At 70.6% G+C, this 15,933-nt stretch carries 13 protein-coding genes; 2 read left to right on the forward strand and 11 right to left on the reverse strand.

What is annotated here, in order from left to right; genetic code table 11:
* Window positions 1–142: 142 nt before the first annotated feature.
* From HOV91_RS30920 to HOV91_RS30970, 11 genes are all read right to left on the reverse strand, one after another.
* Window positions 143–442: a hypothetical protein gene (locus HOV91_RS30920; protein WP_174188848.1), complete on the reverse strand. Its 300-nt coding sequence runs from the start codon at window positions 440–442 to the stop codon at window positions 143–145.
* Window positions 443–490: 48 nt separating this feature from the next.
* The gene (proB, locus tag HOV91_RS30925) at window positions 491–1,633 is read right to left on the reverse strand and encodes a glutamate 5-kinase (RefSeq protein WP_246351197.1); all 1,143 of its coding nucleotides are present in this window, start codon (window positions 1,631–1,633) and stop codon (window positions 491–493) included.
* A gap of 140 nt (window positions 1,634–1,773) precedes the next feature.
* Window positions 1,774–3,228, reverse strand: a complete 1,455-nt coding sequence (gene obgE / locus HOV91_RS30930) for a GTPase ObgE (protein ID WP_174188849.1) — start codon at window positions 3,226–3,228, stop codon at window positions 1,774–1,776.
* A gap of 121 nt (window positions 3,229–3,349) precedes the next feature.
* Window positions 3,350–3,616 carry a 50S ribosomal protein L27 gene (gene rpmA, locus HOV91_RS30935; protein ID WP_043721591.1) on the reverse strand — a complete coding sequence of 89 codons (267 nt, stop codon included), beginning with the start codon at window positions 3,614–3,616 and terminating at the stop codon, window positions 3,350–3,352.
* Between the two features lie 22 nt (window positions 3,617–3,638).
* A complete protein-coding gene (gene rplU / locus HOV91_RS30940) occupies window positions 3,639–3,950 on the reverse strand; it encodes a 50S ribosomal protein L21 (protein ID WP_159928073.1) in 312 nt (103 codons plus the stop codon).
* 332 nt (window positions 3,951–4,282) lie between these two features.
* A complete protein-coding gene (locus tag HOV91_RS30945) occupies window positions 4,283–7,489 on the reverse strand; it encodes a translation initiation factor IF-2 N-terminal domain-containing protein (protein WP_174188850.1) in 3,207 nt (1,068 codons plus the stop codon).
* Between the two features lie 468 nt (window positions 7,490–7,957).
* The gene (gene ndk / locus HOV91_RS30950) at window positions 7,958–8,374 is read right to left on the reverse strand and encodes a nucleoside-diphosphate kinase (RefSeq protein WP_174188851.1); all 417 of its coding nucleotides are present in this window, start codon (window positions 8,372–8,374) and stop codon (window positions 7,958–7,960) included.
* Between the two features lie 150 nt (window positions 8,375–8,524).
* Window positions 8,525–8,941, reverse strand: coding sequence for a DUF4233 domain-containing protein (locus HOV91_RS30955; protein WP_174188852.1), 417 nt, complete (start codon window positions 8,939–8,941; stop codon window positions 8,525–8,527).
* A 103-nt stretch (window positions 8,942–9,044) separates the two neighbouring features.
* A complete protein-coding gene (gene folC / locus HOV91_RS30960) occupies window positions 9,045–10,430 on the reverse strand; it encodes a bifunctional tetrahydrofolate synthase/dihydrofolate synthase (RefSeq protein ID WP_438822706.1) in 1,386 nt (461 codons plus the stop codon).
* 77 nt (window positions 10,431–10,507) lie between these two features.
* Window positions 10,508–13,186 carry a valine--tRNA ligase gene (locus HOV91_RS30965; protein WP_174188853.1) on the reverse strand — a complete coding sequence of 893 codons (2,679 nt, stop codon included), beginning with the start codon at window positions 13,184–13,186 and terminating at the stop codon, window positions 10,508–10,510.
* Between the two features lie 299 nt (window positions 13,187–13,485).
* Complete coding sequence (locus HOV91_RS30970) at window positions 13,486–14,412, reverse strand: NAD(P)/FAD-dependent oxidoreductase (protein WP_174188854.1); 927 nt, start codon at window positions 14,410–14,412, stop codon at window positions 13,486–13,488.
* 91 nt (window positions 14,413–14,503) lie between these two features.
* On the opposite strand from HOV91_RS30970, the gene HOV91_RS30975 reads away from it, so the two are divergent.
* Together HOV91_RS30975 and HOV91_RS30980 are read left to right on the forward strand one after the other, a co-directional pair.
* Window positions 14,504–15,097 (forward strand): helix-turn-helix domain-containing protein, encoded by a 594-nt coding sequence (locus HOV91_RS30975; protein WP_174188855.1) that lies wholly within the window; start codon window positions 14,504–14,506, stop codon window positions 15,095–15,097.
* A 158-nt stretch (window positions 15,098–15,255) separates the two neighbouring features.
* Complete coding sequence (locus HOV91_RS30980; RefSeq protein ID WP_312884827.1) at window positions 15,256–15,924, forward strand: hypothetical protein; 669 nt, start codon at window positions 15,256–15,258, stop codon at window positions 15,922–15,924.
* Window positions 15,925–15,933 lie beyond the last annotated feature (9 nt).

Below are 15,933 nucleotides of genomic sequence, written 5' to 3' on the forward strand. Positions count from 1 at the left end.
CCTGCCGACAACACCCGCCCCGCCCGGCGAACCTCACCACACCCCGGCGGCCGGCGTTCCCGGACTGTCACGGCGGAACAGCAGCAGCCCGACCCTGCGACACGTGCCCTCGCAGGCCGTCGATCTGCGGGAACCGGCAGGTTCAGTCCTGGTCCGGATATCCCCATTCCAGATCGATGTCCGCCTCGGGCGCAACACCACGGATGGCGTCCGTGACGTCGCGTTCGAAGATCTTGCTCCACTCGCTGAACCCGCGGACGATGATCGGGCCGTTCTCACTGGACGCCTTCACCCATGGCGGGTTGTGGAAGACGCTCACCAGCATCCACGAGTCGATCCCGTGATCCTGCAACACCTTCTCCACCGCCACCTCGACGAGGTCGGCTTCCGCTGGGGAGGAGAGCCTTTCGACGTAGAGCGAGAGGTGAACGTTCACGGACATCGGCGATACCCTCCTGCGATCCCACGCACCCCGGCGCGCACCGTGCGATCAGACCTTGACCAGGTCGTCGGCGTGGATGACGGGGCGTTGCATCGTGTCGGGCAGTTCGGCGGTGGAGCGGCCGAGCATGCCCGCCAGTTCGGTGCTGTCGTATTCGACCACGCCCCGGGCGACGATCCGGTTGTCGGGGGCCACCAGGTCCACCACATCGCCGCCGTAGAAGCGGCCCCGGACGCCCACGATCCCGGCCGCGAGCAGCGATCGGCGCCGGTGCGCCACCGCTTGGACGGCGCCGTCGTCGATGAGCAGCGCGCCGCGGCTGTCGGCGGCGTGGCGGACCCAGAACTTGCGGGCGGACAAGCGCACCGGGCGGGCGGCGAACGCGGTGCCGACGGTGCCGGTGGTCAGTGCGGTGGCGGCCGAGGCGGCGGCGGCCAGCAGCACCGGCACGCCCGCGTCCGCGGCCAAGCGCGCCGCCGACAACTTCGACGCCATGCCGCCGGTGCCGAGCGCACCGCCGCTGCCCGCGATGACGCCGTCCAGGTCGGCACTGCTGCGCACCTCGGGAATCAGCGTGGCCGCGCCCTTGCGTGGGTCCCCATCGTAGAGGCCGTCCACATCCGACAGCAGCACGAGCGCGTCGGCGCCGACCAGATGGGCGACCAGCGCGGCGAGCCGGTCGTTGTCGCCGAAGCGGATCTCTTCCGTCGCGACGGTGTCGTTCTCGTTCACCACGGCCACCGCGCCGAGCGAGCGCAGGCGATCGAGGGTGCGCTGCGCGTTGCGGTGGTGTTCGCGGCGCGCGAAATCGTCGGCGCTCAGGAGCACCTGGCCGACGGTGCGGCCGTAGCGCGCGAACGACGTGCCCCAGGCATGCGCGAGGGCCAGCTGCCCGACGCTCGCGGCCGCCTGCTTGGTCGCCAGATCACGCGGACGACTGGTCAGGCCGAGCGGCGCGATGCCAGCGCCGATCGCACCGGAGGACACCACCACCACATCCGACCCGGCGCGCATCCGCGTCTCCACCGCGTCGGCGAGCCGATCCAGCCGCGCGGTGTCCAGCCCGCCTTTCAAGCTGGTCAGCGCCGAGGAACCGATCTTGACCACCACCCGGCGCGCCGCCGCGATCGCCAGCCGGGCCTCACTCAAGCCCGACGAATCCGCCTCGGCGGGAATCGAATTCAACTGCATCGCCACCGAACTCCCTGCACCACAATCGAATCCACGGTAGCCGCGACTGCTGCCCCGGCTCCACCCGGACCTCGCACGATCGAGTCCGCCGAACGCGGCACCCGCCGCGAGCGCACGACGACTCGACCGTCGTCCACGTCCTACTCCTCGTCTTCCCGCACCAAACCGCGCCGCACCCGTGAGGCGTGCTTGCGCTCGGCGGCACTGACCCGATCGGTCTGTTCCAGCCGGATGTCGGTGCCGCGCCCGGTGGGCACCATGTCGATACCCGCCGAGATCTGCGGCTCCCACTCGAAGGTGACGGCGCCGATGGTCACCGGCGCCCCCGGCTCCGCGCCCAGCTTCACCAGCTCGTCCTCGACGCCCAAGCGGGCCAGACGGTCGGCCAGGTAGCCGACGGCCTCGTCGTTGTCGAATTGGGTCTGGCGCACCCAGCGCTCGGGCCGGGTGCCGCGCACGATGAAACCGCCCGGCTCCTCCGGATCGGCGATCACGCTGAAGCCTGCCTCGTCCACCGCGATCGGACGAATGACCGGGCGCTTGGGCGCCGCCTGCGGATGTTCCTCGCGGTACTTGCGCACCAGGTCGGCCAGGGCGAAGGTCAAGGATCGCAGGCCCGCCCGGCTCACCGCGGAGATCTCGAACACCGGCCAGCCCCGCTCGGTGAATTCCGGAGTCACCATTTCGGCCAGTTCGGCGGCGTCCGGCACATCGATTTTGTTCAAGATCACCACGCGCGGGCGGTCGGCCAGGTGGCCGAGTCCGGCGTCCGCGCTCAGCGCGGGCTTGTAGGCCGCGAGTTCGGCCTCTAGCGCGTCGACGTCCGACACCGGGTCGCGGCCCGGCTCCAGCGTCGCGCAGTCCACCACGTGGGCGAGCACCGCACAGCGCTCCAGGTGCCGTAGGAAGTCCAGTCCCAGGCCGCGTCCCTCGCTGGCACCCGGGATCAACCCGGGCACGTCGGCGACGGTGAAGGTGGTGTCACCGCTGGCGACGACGCCGAGGTTGGGCACCAGCGTGGTGAACGGGTAGTCGGCGATCTTCGGCTTGGCCGCCGACAGCACCGAGACCAGCGAGGACTTGCCCGCCGAGGGAAAGCCGACCAGCCCGACGTCGGCGACCGACTTCAGCTCCAGCACCAGGTCGAGTTCGTCGCCGGCCTCACCGAGCAGCGCGAAACCCGGCGCTTTGCGTGCCTTCGAAGCCAGCGCGGCGTTGCCGAGCCCGCCGCGACCGCCGCGGGCGACGATGAACCGGTTGCCCGCGCCGACCAGGTCGACGAGCACCTTGCCGTCGTCGTCGAGCACCACGGTGCCGTCGGGAACCTTCAGCACCAGGTCGGCGCCCTGCTTGCCGTCGCGGTTGCCGCCCTCGCCCGGCTTGCCGTTGCCTGCCTTCGCGTGCGGATGGAAGTGGAAGTCCAACAGGGTGTGCACATTGGCGTCGACCTCGAGGATCACGTCCCCGCCGTTGCCGCCGTTGCCGCCGTCCGGCCCGCCGAGCGGCTTGAACTTCTCGCGGTGCACCGAGGCGCAGCCGTGGCCGCCGTTACCCGCACGCACATGCAGTACGACACGGTCGATGAACTTGGACATACGCCGAATCATCCTCCTTCGGGACTGGTCGTACGCGAGCTGGTCGTTCGGGAACACGAAAAACGGGCCAGGGTTTCGAGACCCTGACCCGCTCGCTGTATTTCCGGAAGTGGTTCGGCGGTCAGGCCTGAACCGGCTCCGGGATCACGATGTTGACGGTCTTGCGTCCACGCTTGGTACCGAACTCGACCGCGCCCGCCGACAGGGCGAACAGGGTGTCGTCACCGCCACGGCCGACGTTCACGCCGGGGTGGAAGTGGGTGCCGCGCTGACGCACCAGGATCTCGCCCGCCTTGACCGTCTGGCCGCCGAAGCGCTTGACGCCGAGTCGCTGGGCGTTGGAATCACGTCCGTTCCGGGAGCTGGACGCGCCCTTCTTGTGTGCCATAGCTGGTTCTCCTCGGGATGTCTTACTTGATGCCGGTGACCTTCAGGACCGTCAGCGGCTGACGGTGTCCCTGGCGCTTGTGGTAGCCGGTCTTGTTCTTGAACTTGTGGATGCGGATCTTCGGGCCCTTGGTCTGCTCGACCACCTCGGCGGCCACGGAGACCTCGGCCAGCTTCGCGGCGTCGGTGGTCAGCTCGGCGCCATCGACGACGAGGACCGGGGCCAGCGCCACGGCGGTGCCCGGCGCACCCTCGATCTTCTCGACCTTCACCAGGTCACCGACCGCGACCTTGTACTGCTTTCCGCCGGTCTTGACGATCGCGTACGTTGCCATCGGTCGGCTGCCCTTCTTCCTCTATAGTGCTCTGCACTTGCTCACGCGGCGACTCCTCCGATGTGATGCCACCGGAAGCCGCCACACGACTGGTCTGGTAATCGCCACCGCCTCGGCGCCTGGTGACTCTCGGTATCGAACTGTCGAGAACCGGGCCACGAAGACAAAATATGTTGTCACCGGGCAGCGACTGTCCAAGATTACAGGACGGCCACCGCGACGACCAAACCGGCGTCCGAGCGCGCCCCGCGGGCATGCCACCGATTCGCCGGCGGGACGCGCGTGGCCCCCGCCGGAGAGACCGGCGGGGGCCACGCGAGCTGAGCGACGACTCAGTCCGCCGCGTCCGGCGCACCCGCCGGGCGGCCGACCGCCCGCCTGCGCGGCCTGCTGCGCTGCGGCAACTCCACCGGTTCCGGCTGGGAGTAATCGACCGCGGGCGCGGGGGTCTGCTCGCCGGTGGGCAGCACGAACACCGCTCCCGAACTGTCCGCGGCGGGCGCGGCAGCCGAACGGGCAACCCGCCGGCGACGAGCCGGGCGGGCCGCTTCGGGTTCGGCGACACCGTTGGTGGACGCCTGCGCACCCTGCGACGCGGCCGGCGCCGCCTCGGTGACCGGGGCCGGCTCGGGCTCGGGCTCGGGCTCGGGCTCGGCTTCCGCGGCGGCGGCAGCCTCGTCCGCCCGCACCGGTTCGATCGTCTCGACCTGCTCGACGACCTCGACGACTTCGGCGGGCTCGGTCTCCGGCTCCTGCGCCGGCACCGCCACCGCGGCCTCCACCGTCTCGGTGACCACCCGTTCCCCGGCTTCGGCGCTCGCAGCCTCCACCGTCTCCTCCGCGGGCGTCTCGACGCGCCGTGACCGCTTCGCGGCCTTGGCCGGTTTCCGCTCCGGCTCGGGCTCATCGGACTGGTGCGCGGCCATCGCCAGCGCCACCGGGTGCGCCCGTTTGACGACCGCGTCCTCCTCGCCGTGTTCGACCGCCGGACCGGACCCGTTCGCGGGCTGGGCCTGCGCTGCCGCGCCCTTGTCCCGGCCACGGCGCCTGCGCGAGCCGCTCTCCCTGGCGCGCCCGGCGGCCTCTTCGCCGGACCCGGGCTCCACCGGGTAGGCGTGCACGAGGATGCCGCGACCGTGGCAGTGCTCGCAGGTGGTGGAGAACGCCTCGACCAGCCCGGTGCCCAGCTTCTTGCGGGTCATCTGGACCAAGCCCAGCGAGGTGACCTCGGAGACCTGGTGGCGGGTGCGGTCCCGGCCCAGCGCCTCGGTCAGGCGGCGCAGCACCAGGTCGCGGTTGGACTCCAGCACCATGTCGATGAAGTCGACCACGATCATGCCGCCGATGTCGCGCAGCCGCATCTGGCGCACGATCTCCTCGGCCGCCTCCAGGTTGTTCCTGGTGACCGTCTCCTCCAGGTTGCTGCCGCCGGAACCGGTGAACTTGCCGGTGTTCACGTCGATCACCGTCATGGCCTCGGTGCGGTCGATCACCAGGGTGCCGCCGGAGGGCAGCCAGACCTTGCGATCCAGCGCCTTGGCCAGCTGCTCATCGATCCGGTAGGTCTCGAACACGTCGACGCCGTTGTTCTCGTGCCGGGAGACCCGGGCGAGCAGGTCCGGTGCGACGGTGCCGATGTACTTCTCGACCGTGCTCCAGGCCCGGTCACCCTCGATGACCAGCCTGGAGAAGTCCTCGTTGAACAGGTCGCGGATGACCTTGACCAGGAGGTCGGGCTCCTCGTAGAGCGTCTTGGGCGCGTTGTTGTCCTTACCCGTCTGCTCCTGGATCGTGCGCCAGGTCGCCTGCAGCCGCTCCACGTCGCGGGCCAGCTCGGTTTCGCTGACGCCTTCGGAGGCGGTGCGGATGATCACACCGGCGTCGGCGGGCACGATGTCGCGCAGGATCTCCTTCAGACGCTTGCGCTCGGTGTCCGGCAGCTTGCGGCTGATCCCGGTGGAGGTGCCGCCCGGCACGTACACCAGGAACCGTCCGGCCAGGCTGATCTGAGTGGTCAGGCGGGCGCCCTTGTGGCCGACCGGGTCCTTGCTCACCTGGACCAGCACCTGGTCGCCCGGCTTGAGCGCCTGCTCGATCTTGCGCTCCTTGCCGCCGAGCCCGGCGGCCTCCCAGTTGACCTCACCGGCGTACAGCACGCCGTTGCGGCCGCGGCCGATGTCCACGAAGGCCGCCTCCATGCTGGGCAGCACGTTCTGCACCCTGCCCAGATAGACGTTGCCGACCATGGACGCCGAGCCGGTGCTCGTGACGAAGTGCTCGACCAGGACGTTGTCCTCGAGCACGGCCACCTGGGTCGCGGTGGGGTGGTCCGGGAAGGACTTCTCGCGCACGACCATCACGCGGTCCACCGCTTCGCGCCGGGCCAGGAATTCCGACTCGGTCAGGATCGGCGGACGGCGGCGGCCCGCCTCGCGTCCGTCGCGACGGCGCTGCCGCTTGGCCTCCAACCGGGTGGAGCCGGTGATGCCCTGGACCTCGTCGACCGCGGCACGGCTGCGGCTCTTGTTGCGCGGTTCGCGCTCGTGCACGACCGTGTTGGGCGGATCGTCGTCGGCGGGCTCGTTCTCGCCGGACTCGCCGGCCACCTTGCGGCGGCGACGGCGACGGCGGCGGCGGGTCGAGCCATCCGGCAGGCCCTCCTCGTCCTCGCCTTCGGCGCTCTCGCCGGATTCCGCCGCCTCGGCGGCCTCGGTGGTGTCGGGAGCCTGCTCGTCCTCGGTCTCGGCCTCGGACTCGCCTTCCTCGCCCTCGCCGTCACCGTCGGACTGCTGCTCGCCCCGGCCCCGGCCGCGACCACGACGGCCGCGGCGCCTGCGGCGCGGCTGGTCTTCGGCGTCGAGCTGCTGGTCGGCCGACTCGGCCTCCTCCTCGCCCGCCTCGGTCTCCTCCTCGACGGGTTCGGGCTCGGGCGCGGCCTCTTCGGGGCGCCGGGCTTCGCGCTCGGCGCGCCGCTGCCGACGCGCCGCCTCGGCGGCCGCGGCGTCGGGCGGCAGGAACAGCGGGGCCTGCACGACGGCGGCGGACTCGAACACCACCGGAGCGACCGGCTCCGGCTCCGGGCGCACCGAGTGCGTGAAGAGCTGGGTGGGCGGACCCGACGCGGCGCCGGTCGGCGGCTGTGTGGCACTCACCACATCCGGCGCGGAGAAGATCACCCCCACACCGGTGAAGGGGGGCTCGGCCCGCTCTTCGCGGACCGGTTCGGCAGCGGCGGGCGCCTGCGCGGCGGTCTCGTCCGCGGGCTCAGGGGTCCGCGCCGGTGCGGGGGCCTCCGGTCGCCCCGCGACGGGCTGCTCGGCGTCCGCCTCGGCGGTCACCAGAGCGTCGCGCACCGACTCCGCGACGGCCCGGTCGACGTTCGACTGCGCGCTGCGCGCGTCGGCCCCCAGCTCGGTCAGCTTGGCCAGGATGCGCTTGCTCGTTACCCCCAGCAGCTTGGCGAGTGCATGAACTCGGATTCGCTCCGGCAATTGTTCGGCATCCTGTGATGTTGTTTCCAGCGGCTCTTGATCGGCCACGAAGTCTCCTCGGGCCCCCGGGCGCGTCCCTCCCGGCGGGAGTGACGCGGCCGACGCGGGGGCGCTGTCCGTTCGACTCGCACCGGTGGGCGCGAGGTCAAGTGGTCTCGCCCCGCGTGCCCGGTTATCTCTCGGTTGTTCGTCGTTCGGGCTAACTGGTCACGCGGCGCCTGGCTGTATGGCTGAACTCCGCGGATCGAGCGCTCATCCAGCATGCCTACGCGAACAGCGGGCCCCGTAACCAGGCCGTTTGTCCATGGCAGCGATGATCGGCATCGAACCGTGGCGTCATCCGGCTGCGCTCGTCACGTCTCGTTCGCGCACCTGCACGAACAGTCGGCGTCGAAAGCAGCCGATGCCAGTATCCCACACCGCGCGCCGGGCGTTCGCCATCGGCGCTCGACTCGGTCCGGCCCGCGGCGCGAACAGGGGTGTCGCGGCAGCGCGGGCACGGTGGTCGAGACCCGGTCAGGCGGGCAGTTCCGGGAACCAGAGCGCGATCTCTCGCTTGGCCGATTCCGGTGAATCGGACCCGTGGACCAGGTTCTCCTGCGTCTCGAGAGCGAAGTCTCCGCGAATGCTGCCGGGCACCGCTTTCTCGACCGGGTCGGTGCCGCCGGCGATCTGGCGGAACGCGGCGATGGCGCGCGGGCCCTCCAGGATGGCCGCGACGACGGGACCCGAGGTGATGAACTCGATCAGGGAGCCGAAGAACGGCTTCTCGGCGTGCTCGGCGTAGTGGCCCTCGGCCAGTTCCCCGGACACGTGCTTCAGCTCGAGGGCGACGATCTTCAGGCCCTTGCGCTCGATGCGTGCCAGCACCTCGCCGACAAGGCCACGGGCCACACCGTCCGGCTTGATGAGTACCAACGTCTGCTCAGTCACGGCGCAAGCCTATCCGGCACCTTCCCAGCACCGCATCAGCGGTCGGACTGATCGATCTGCCGGTGCGGCAGGCAGCGCGAAGCCGGTGGGAGCACGCTCTCGACCAGCACCGTCATCGCCGGTCGACGCACGCGCCCCACCGCGCGGTGACTACTGCCGCTGGATGCGCTGACTGGGCAGCAGGCCCTTCTCCATCCGGCCCCGCACATCGGCGCGCAGCACCAGGATGAAGCCCCACACCACGCCGAACACCACCCCGACGACGCCGATGGACAGGTGGATGAACGCGCCGAGCAGGACGAACACCTGCAGCGCGAGGTTGAACGGCAGCGCCCAGGACCGGCGCTGCACCCCGGCCCCGAGGAACATCACCACCGCCAGCACCACCAGGTAGGTGCCGGACAACCAGGTCACCCCGCCGCCGACGTCGGCGACCACCGGCAACGCCAGCAGCACCACGATGGCCTCGAGCACCAAGGTCCCCGCCATCACCCCGCGAAAACCCTTCCACGGGTCGGTAGCGGGCGGTGGTACGGGCTGCTCGTCCTTGTCGGCCGATTCGCTCATGCTGTGCCCTCCTCGGCATCCGCGGGCCCTATACGGTCACGCAGGCCGCTCTCGGGCCTGGCGCTCATGCGGTCGCGCACACTGCCGCCGCCCGGCCCGGCGCTCATGCCGGGTCCTTTCCGAACAGCGCGCGAGCCGCGCCCGCCGTGACCACCGACCCCGTCACCACCACGCCCGCACCGGACACCATCTCGCCCGGCTCGCCGACTTCCTCGGCGATCGCGATCGCGGTCTCCAGCGCGTCGGGCAGCGTGACCGCGGTGACCACGCGCTCGTCGCCGAAGCGCTGCACCGCGCGGTCGGCCAGGGTCTCCACGTCCAGCGCGCGGGGCGAACCGTTGCTGGTGACGACGATCTCGTCGAACACCGGTTCCAGCGCGGCGAGGATGCCGTCCACGTCCTTGTCACCGAGCACCGCGACCACCCCGACCAGCTTGCGGAAGTCGAACTCGTCGGCGAGCGTCGCGGCCAGCGCTCGCGCGCCCGCCGGATTGTGCGCGGCGTCGATGAAGATGGTCGGCGCGCTGCGCATCCGCTCGAGCCGCCCGGGACTGGTGACGCTCGCGAAACCGGCGCGCACGGCGTCGATGTCGAGCCGCCGCTGCGCGCCAGCACCGAAGAACGCCTCCACCGCCGCGAGCGCGAGCACCGCGTTGCGCGCTTGATGCTCGCCGTGCAGCGGCAGGAAGATGTCGTCGTACACCCCGCCGAGCCCCTGCAACTCGAGCTGTTGCCCGCCGACCGCGATCTGCCGGGCCAGCACCCGGAACTCCGAGCCCTCCCGCGCGACCGCGGCGTCGACCTCGACGGCGCGGCGCAGCAGCACCTCCATCGCCTCCGGGTCCTGCTGGGCGATCACCGCGACGTTGTCGCGCGGCACCAGGCTCTCCGGGGCCCGCTTGATGATCCCGGCCTTCTCCCCGGCGATCGAGGTCAGGTCCGGGCCCAGGTAGTCGACGTGGTCAAGGCCGATGGGCGTGATCACCGCGACCTGCCCGTCGATGACGTTGGTGGCGTCCCAGGTGCCGCCCATGCCCGTCTCCACGACGGCCACATCGACCGGCGCCTCGGCGAACGCGGCGAAGGCCATGCCGGTGAGCACCTCGAACTTGCTCATGGCCGGTCCGTCCGCCGCCGCGGACTGCTTGTCGATCATCTCGACGTACGGCAGCAGCTCCCGGTAGATCTCCACGTACCGCGCGGGCGTGATCGGCGCGTTGTCGATGCTGATCCGCTCGGTGGCCAATTGCAGGTGCGGACTGGTGATCCGGCCGGTGCGCCGGTGCAGCGCGGTGAGCAGCGCGTCGATCATCCTGGTCACCGAGGTCTTGCCGTTGGTGCCCGCGATGTGGATCGCCGGGTAGTTCTGCTGCGGCGAGCCGAGCAGGTCCATCAGCGTGGCGATCCTGGTGAGCGACGGCTCGATCTTGGTCTCCGGCCAGCGCTGGTCGAGTTCCGCCTCGACCAGCGCCATCTCGGCCAGCTCCACCGGGGAGGGGCCGGACCCGAGCCGCGGCCCGCCGCCACGGCGCTCGTCGTCGCCGTATTGCGGTTCCGGCTCGTGGTTCACTTGCCGCTCAACTCCGCCAGTCGCGCCCCGATGCGCGCCACCTCGTCGGACGCGATCTGCTGCCGGTCGCGGATCTTGTCGACCACGTGCTCGGGGGCCTTGGCCAGGAACGCCTCGTTGCCGAGCTTGGCCGCAGTGCTCTGGAGCTCCTTCTGCGCGGCGGCGAGGTCCTTCTCCAGCCTGCGGCGTTCGGCGTCCAGGTCGACCGCGCCGGAGGTGTCCAGCTCCACGGTGACCGTGCCGGTGCTCAGGCGGACCTCCACCGACGCGGTCGCGCCGAAGTCGGCGCCCGGCTCGGTGAGCCGGGCCAGGTTCGTCACCGACGCCGCCTGCGCGCCGAGGCCCGCCTCGGCGACGCCGATCAGCTTGGCCGCCACCTTCTGCTTGTCCGCCAGACCCTGGTCGCTGCGGAACCGCCGGATCTCGGTGATCAACCGCTGGGTGTCCGAGATGCGCCGCGCCGCCTCCTGGTCGACGGGCACGCCGGAGGGCTGCGGCCAGGCCGCGATCACCACCGACTCGCCGCCGGTCAGCGCCTGCCACAACGACTCGGTGACGAACGGGATGACCGGGTGCAGCAGGCGCAGCACCGCGTCGAGCACCCCACCGAGCACCAGCTGGGTCGCCTCGGCGCGCGCGCCGTCGGCGGCGAACTGCACCTTGGCCAGCTCCAGATACCAGTCGCACAGCTCGTCCCAGGCGAAGTGGTAGAGCGCCTCGCACGCCTTGCCGAACTCGTAGGCGTCGAACGCGGCGTCCGCTTCGGCGCGCACCGCGTCCAGCCGGTCCAAAATCCAGCGGTCGGCGTCGGTGAGCTGGGCGCGGTCGGGCAGATCGCCGACCCGCGCGCCGTTCATCAGCGCGAACTTGGCCGCGTTGAACAGCTTCGTCACGAAGCTGCGGGAGGCGAGCACGTGCGGCTCGCCGACCGAGAGGTCACCGCCCGGCTGCGCGCCGCGCGCGAGCGTGAACCGCGTGGCGTCGGCACCGAAGCCGTTGATCCAGTCCAGCGGATCGATGCCGTTGCCACGCGACTTGGACATCTTCTTGCCGAACTGGTCGCGGATCAGGCCGTGCAGGAACACGTCCTTGAACGGCACCTGCCGCTCGCCGCCCTTGCCCGCGGTCAGCGCGGCGTCCTCGGCGACGTAGGTGCCGAACATCATCATCCGCGCCACCCAGAAGAAGAGGATGTCGTAGCCGGTGACGAGAACGCTGGTGGGATAGAACTTCGCCAGTTCGGCGGTGGCGTGCGGCCAGCCCATCGTGGAGAACGGCCACAGGCCGGAGGAGAACCAGGTGTCGAGCACGTCCGGGTCCTGCACCCAGCCCTCGGGCGCCTGCTCGTCCGGCCCGACGCACACCACTTCGCCCTCGGGGCCGTACCAGATCGGGATGCGGTGGCCCCACCACAGCTGGCGCGAGATGCACCAGTCGTGCATGTCGTCGACCCAGTCGAACCAGCGCGGCTCCTGGCTCTTGGGGTGGATCACGGTGTCACCGGTGCGCACGGCGTCGCCCGCGGCCTTGGCCAGCGACTCGACCTTCACCCACCACTGCATGGACAGGCGCGGCTCGATCGGCTCGCCGGTGCGCTCGGAGTGCCCGACGCTGTGCAAGTACGGCCGTTTCTCGGCGACGACCCGCCCTTCGCGCGCGAGCCGCTCGCGCACCGCGACGCGCGCCTCGAACCGGTCCATGCCGTCGAATTCGGTTCCGGTGCCGGTGATCCGGCCGCGCTCGTCCATGATCGTCGGCATCGGCAGCCCGTGCCGCAGACCCATCTCGAAGTCGTTGGGGTCGTGCGCGGGCGTGATCTTCACCGCGCCCGAGCCGAATTCCGGATCGACGTAGTCGTCGGCGATGATCGGGATCTGCCGCCCGGTGATCGGATGCTCCAGGGTGGTGCCGATCAGGGCTCGGTAGCGCGGGTCCTCCGGGTGCACGGCCACCGCCGTGTCGCCCAGCATCGTCTCCACCCGGGTGGTGGCCACGATCACGTGCGGCTCGTCGTCGCTGAGCGAGCCGTAGCGCAGCGAGACCAGCTCGCCCTCCACGTCCTCGTACTTGACCTCGATGTCGGAGATCGCGGTGCGCAGTTCGGGCGACCAGTTCACCAGTCGCTCGGCGCGGTAGATCAGGCCCGCGTCGTAGAGCCGCTTGAACATGGTCTGCACGGCGCGCGACAGGCCCTCGTCCATGGTGAAGCGGTCGCGGCTCCAGTCCACACCGTCGCCGAGCGCGCGCATCTGCCACTGGATCGCGCCGCCAGACTCGCGCTTCCAGTCCCAGACCTTCTGCACGAACAATTCGCGGCCGAAGTCTTCCTTCGTCTTGCCGTCCACCGCGAGCTGCTTCTCCACCACGGTCTGGGTGGCGATGCCCGCGTGGTCCATGCCGGGCAGCCAGAGCACCTCGTAGCCCTGCATGCGCTTGCGGCGCGCGAGCGTGTCCATCAGGGTGTGGTCGAGCGCGTGGCCCATGTGCAGCGTGCCGGTGACGTTCGGGGGCGGCAGCACGATCGAGTACCCGGGCTTGCCGCTGGCCGGGTCGGCGGTGAAATAGCCGGCGGCTACCCAGCGCTCGTACATCTCGGCCTCTACCTCGCTGGGCGTCCAGCTCTTGGGGAGGGCATCGGCACGATTACGCGTGTTGTCAGGGGCTGCGCTGGTCACCCCGCGATTCTAGAGCGCGTCGATCGGCCGACTTCGGGTCGGTCGATCGCGGGGCGCCGGTTCGCGCGGATGTACCGGAAATCGGAGGACTCGTCCGCCGACAGCGCGGCAATCGCGCCGGGCGCGCCGAACCGTACACGCGGTATTCCATAGCGAAGACAAAGAAAAGGCGGAGTCTTCGGTGGATGAGGGACACCGAACACTCCGCCTATGTCAGAAGCTTACCGGCGATCCGAGGCCGGACTCGGAATCCATAAGTAATTCTCAGCTTCCGGCATTTTGTACCCCGAGCATTCCTGTCATCGGGCGACGACCGTGGCGTCGGCCAGCACGAGGTCGCCGTTGATCGCGATCGCGGCGGTCGAGCCCGCCCCCGCGGCGGAGATCACCTGGGCGGCCGGATTGCCGACGTTCCCCGCGGCCCAGACTCCCGGCACGCTGGTGCGTCCGGTCGCGTCCGTCACCACCCAGCCGTCGTCGCCGAACGCGCAGCCCAGCGCGATCAGCACGGCGTCATTGGCGCGAAAGGTCGGCGCGACGAACATCGCCGACCTCGGCACCGCTCGCCCGTCGGCCAGTTCCACCCCGCGCAAGCGATCGTCCACGACGAATCGGGCCACTTCGCCTTCGAGCACCCGGACCCGGCGCGCGTCCAGGCGAGCACGGTCGTCCTCGGCGAGGGGCATCGTGTTCGGGAAGAAGACGACGTCGTCCGACCACTGCGGCAGCAGCAGCGCCAGATGCAGCGCGCGGGCCCGGGCGCCGGGTTCCGGCCCGCCGAGCACGCCGATCGGCTGGTCGCGGACCTCGTAGCCGTGGCAGTACGGGCAGTGCAGCACGTCACGGCCCCAGCGCTCGCGCACTCCGGGCAACTCCGGCAGTTCGTCGCGCAGGCCGGTGGCTACGAGCACGCGCCGAGCCCGCAGCGTCCCGCCGCCGCCGAGCCGCAAAGTGTGGTGCGCCTCCCCGCCGCGCTCCGCGTCGATCACGACGTCGTCGATCAGTTCCGCGCCGTAGCCCGCGACCTCGGCGGCACCGCTCGCCAGCAGCTCCGCCGGCGGCATCCCGTCCCGGGACAGGAATCCGTGCATGTGCTCGGCGGGCGCGTTGCGCGGCGCACCGCCCCTGACCACAACGACTCGCCGCCGAGCCCGGGCCAGCACCAGCGCCCCGGACAGTCCCGCCGCGCCGCCACCCACGATCACCACGTCGTATGTCTCGCTCATCCGCGATCACCTCCACCGACACAGTGCCGCGATCCACCGAATTTCAGCAACGATTGTTGCCAAAAACGGGAAAACGCGATGCACTGGTGACATGTCCACCCCACCGGCCATCGCCCAAGCACTCGCCGACATCGGCCCCCGGCTCAAGGCGCTGCGCACCCGCCGCGACGTCACGCTCACCGCACTCGCGGAAAGCACCGGCATCTCCAAGAGCACGCTCTCGCGACTGGAGTCCGGACAGCGCAAGGCAAGTCTGGAATTGCTGCTACCGATCGCGATGGCCCACCAGGTGCCACTGGACGAACTGGTCGCCGCGCCCAAGATCGCCGATCCGCGCGTGCACACCACGGCGCGGAAGATGAACGGATTCACCATCGTTCCGCTCACCAGGCAGCCGGGGCCGCTACAGGCGTTCAAGATCGTCATCCCGCCCGACCGCGGCGAACCCGATCCGAAGGTGCACGAGGGTTTCGAGTGGCTCTACGTGTTGTCCGGACGGCTTCGGCTGGTACTCGGCGAGCACGACCTGGTGCTCGGACCGGGCGAAGCAGCGGAATTCGACACCCGGCAACCGCATTGGTTCGGCAGCGCGGGCCGGGGCCCGGTGGAAATCCTGAGTCTTTTCGGGTCCCAGGGCGAACGAATGCATCTTCGCGCTCGATCGGCGGGCCGAAAACGCGAGTAATTCGCCATTGTCCGAAATGTCCGATATTGCCGGAAGCGGGCAAACTGAGGACCCTGGGGAGGGTGGAAACGACAGGCGCGCCCCCTCCGCTGAATTCTCAGGCGAAACCAGGGTTTTCCCGGTTGCCGAACCCGGGTTCGTTGCGGACGCTGGGAGAGGTGAACCCCCCGCTCGAAGCCGGACCCGTGTCCGCCCCGGAACCCCGGCTGCCGATTCTGGTCCCGGACACGCTGCACGATCTGCGCGGTCACGCGATCGAGGAGATCCGGTATCCGGTCGCGGCGGCGCTGATCGTCGCGGGCGTCCCCGGTGCGGGCAAGAGCACCGCGCTGCGCAAATTCTTCGGCGCCGACGCGGCGGCCAGCGCGCCATCGCGCAGTGCCGCCGGGGTGCTGGTGCTCGACTCGATGCAGGCGCGCAACCGCTGGCGGCCCCGGCTGTGGTGGCTGCCCTACCTGCTGTGGCGTCCGTTGGTGCACGCCGCGCACTTCCTGGCGATCCGCACCGCGTTGCGCGAGGTCAGCGGGCCGGTGGTCATCCACGACTGCGCCACGTTCGGCTGGGCGCGGGCGCTGATCGCGCGCTGGGCGGCCGATCGCGAACTGCACCTGCTCATGCTCGACGTGCCCGCCGCGGTGGCCCGCGCAGGCCAGCACAGCCGCGGCAGGCGGATCAATCACATGTCCTTCCGGCTGCACGTGCGGCGCTGGCGGCAACTCATGCGCGCGGTGGTGACCGAGCATCGGTCACCGGCGGGTGCGTCACGGTCGGTCGTCATCGTCGACCGCGCGGCCGTGGACCGGCTGCGGTGCGTGACGTTCGGCTGACCGGCACGC

The organism is Nocardia barduliensis, from assembly GCF_013315795.1.
Classification (GTDB): domain Bacteria; phylum Actinomycetota; class Actinomycetes; order Mycobacteriales; family Mycobacteriaceae; genus Nocardia; species Nocardia barduliensis.

Bases quoted from the DNA above. Each gene is read 5' to 3' on its own strand.
- HOV91_RS30920 (WP_174188848.1), bottom strand. From the start codon at position 442: ATGTCCGTGAACGTTCACCTCTCGCTCTACGTCGAAAGGCTCTCCTCC.
- proB (WP_246351197.1), bottom strand. From the start codon at position 1,633: ATGCAGTTGAATTCGATTCCCGCCGAGGCGGATTCGTCGGGCTTGAGT.
- obgE (WP_174188849.1), bottom strand. From the start codon at position 3,228: ATGTCCAAGTTCATCGACCGTGTCGTACTGCATGTGCGTGCGGGTAAC.
- rpmA (WP_043721591.1), bottom strand. From the start codon at position 3,616: ATGGCACACAAGAAGGGCGCGTCCAGCTCCCGGAACGGACGTGATTCC.
- rplU (WP_159928073.1), bottom strand. From the start codon at position 3,950: ATGGCAACGTACGCGATCGTCAAGACCGGCGGAAAGCAGTACAAGGTC.
- HOV91_RS30955 (WP_174188852.1), bottom strand. From the start codon at position 8,941: ATGAGCGAATCGGCCGACAAGGACGAGCAGCCCGTACCACCGCCCGCT.
- HOV91_RS30970 (WP_174188854.1), bottom strand. From the start codon at position 14,412: ATGAGCGAGACATACGACGTGGTGATCGTGGGTGGCGGCGCGGCGGGA.
- HOV91_RS30975 (WP_174188855.1), top strand. From the start codon at position 14,504: ATGTCCACCCCACCGGCCATCGCCCAAGCACTCGCCGACATCGGCCCC.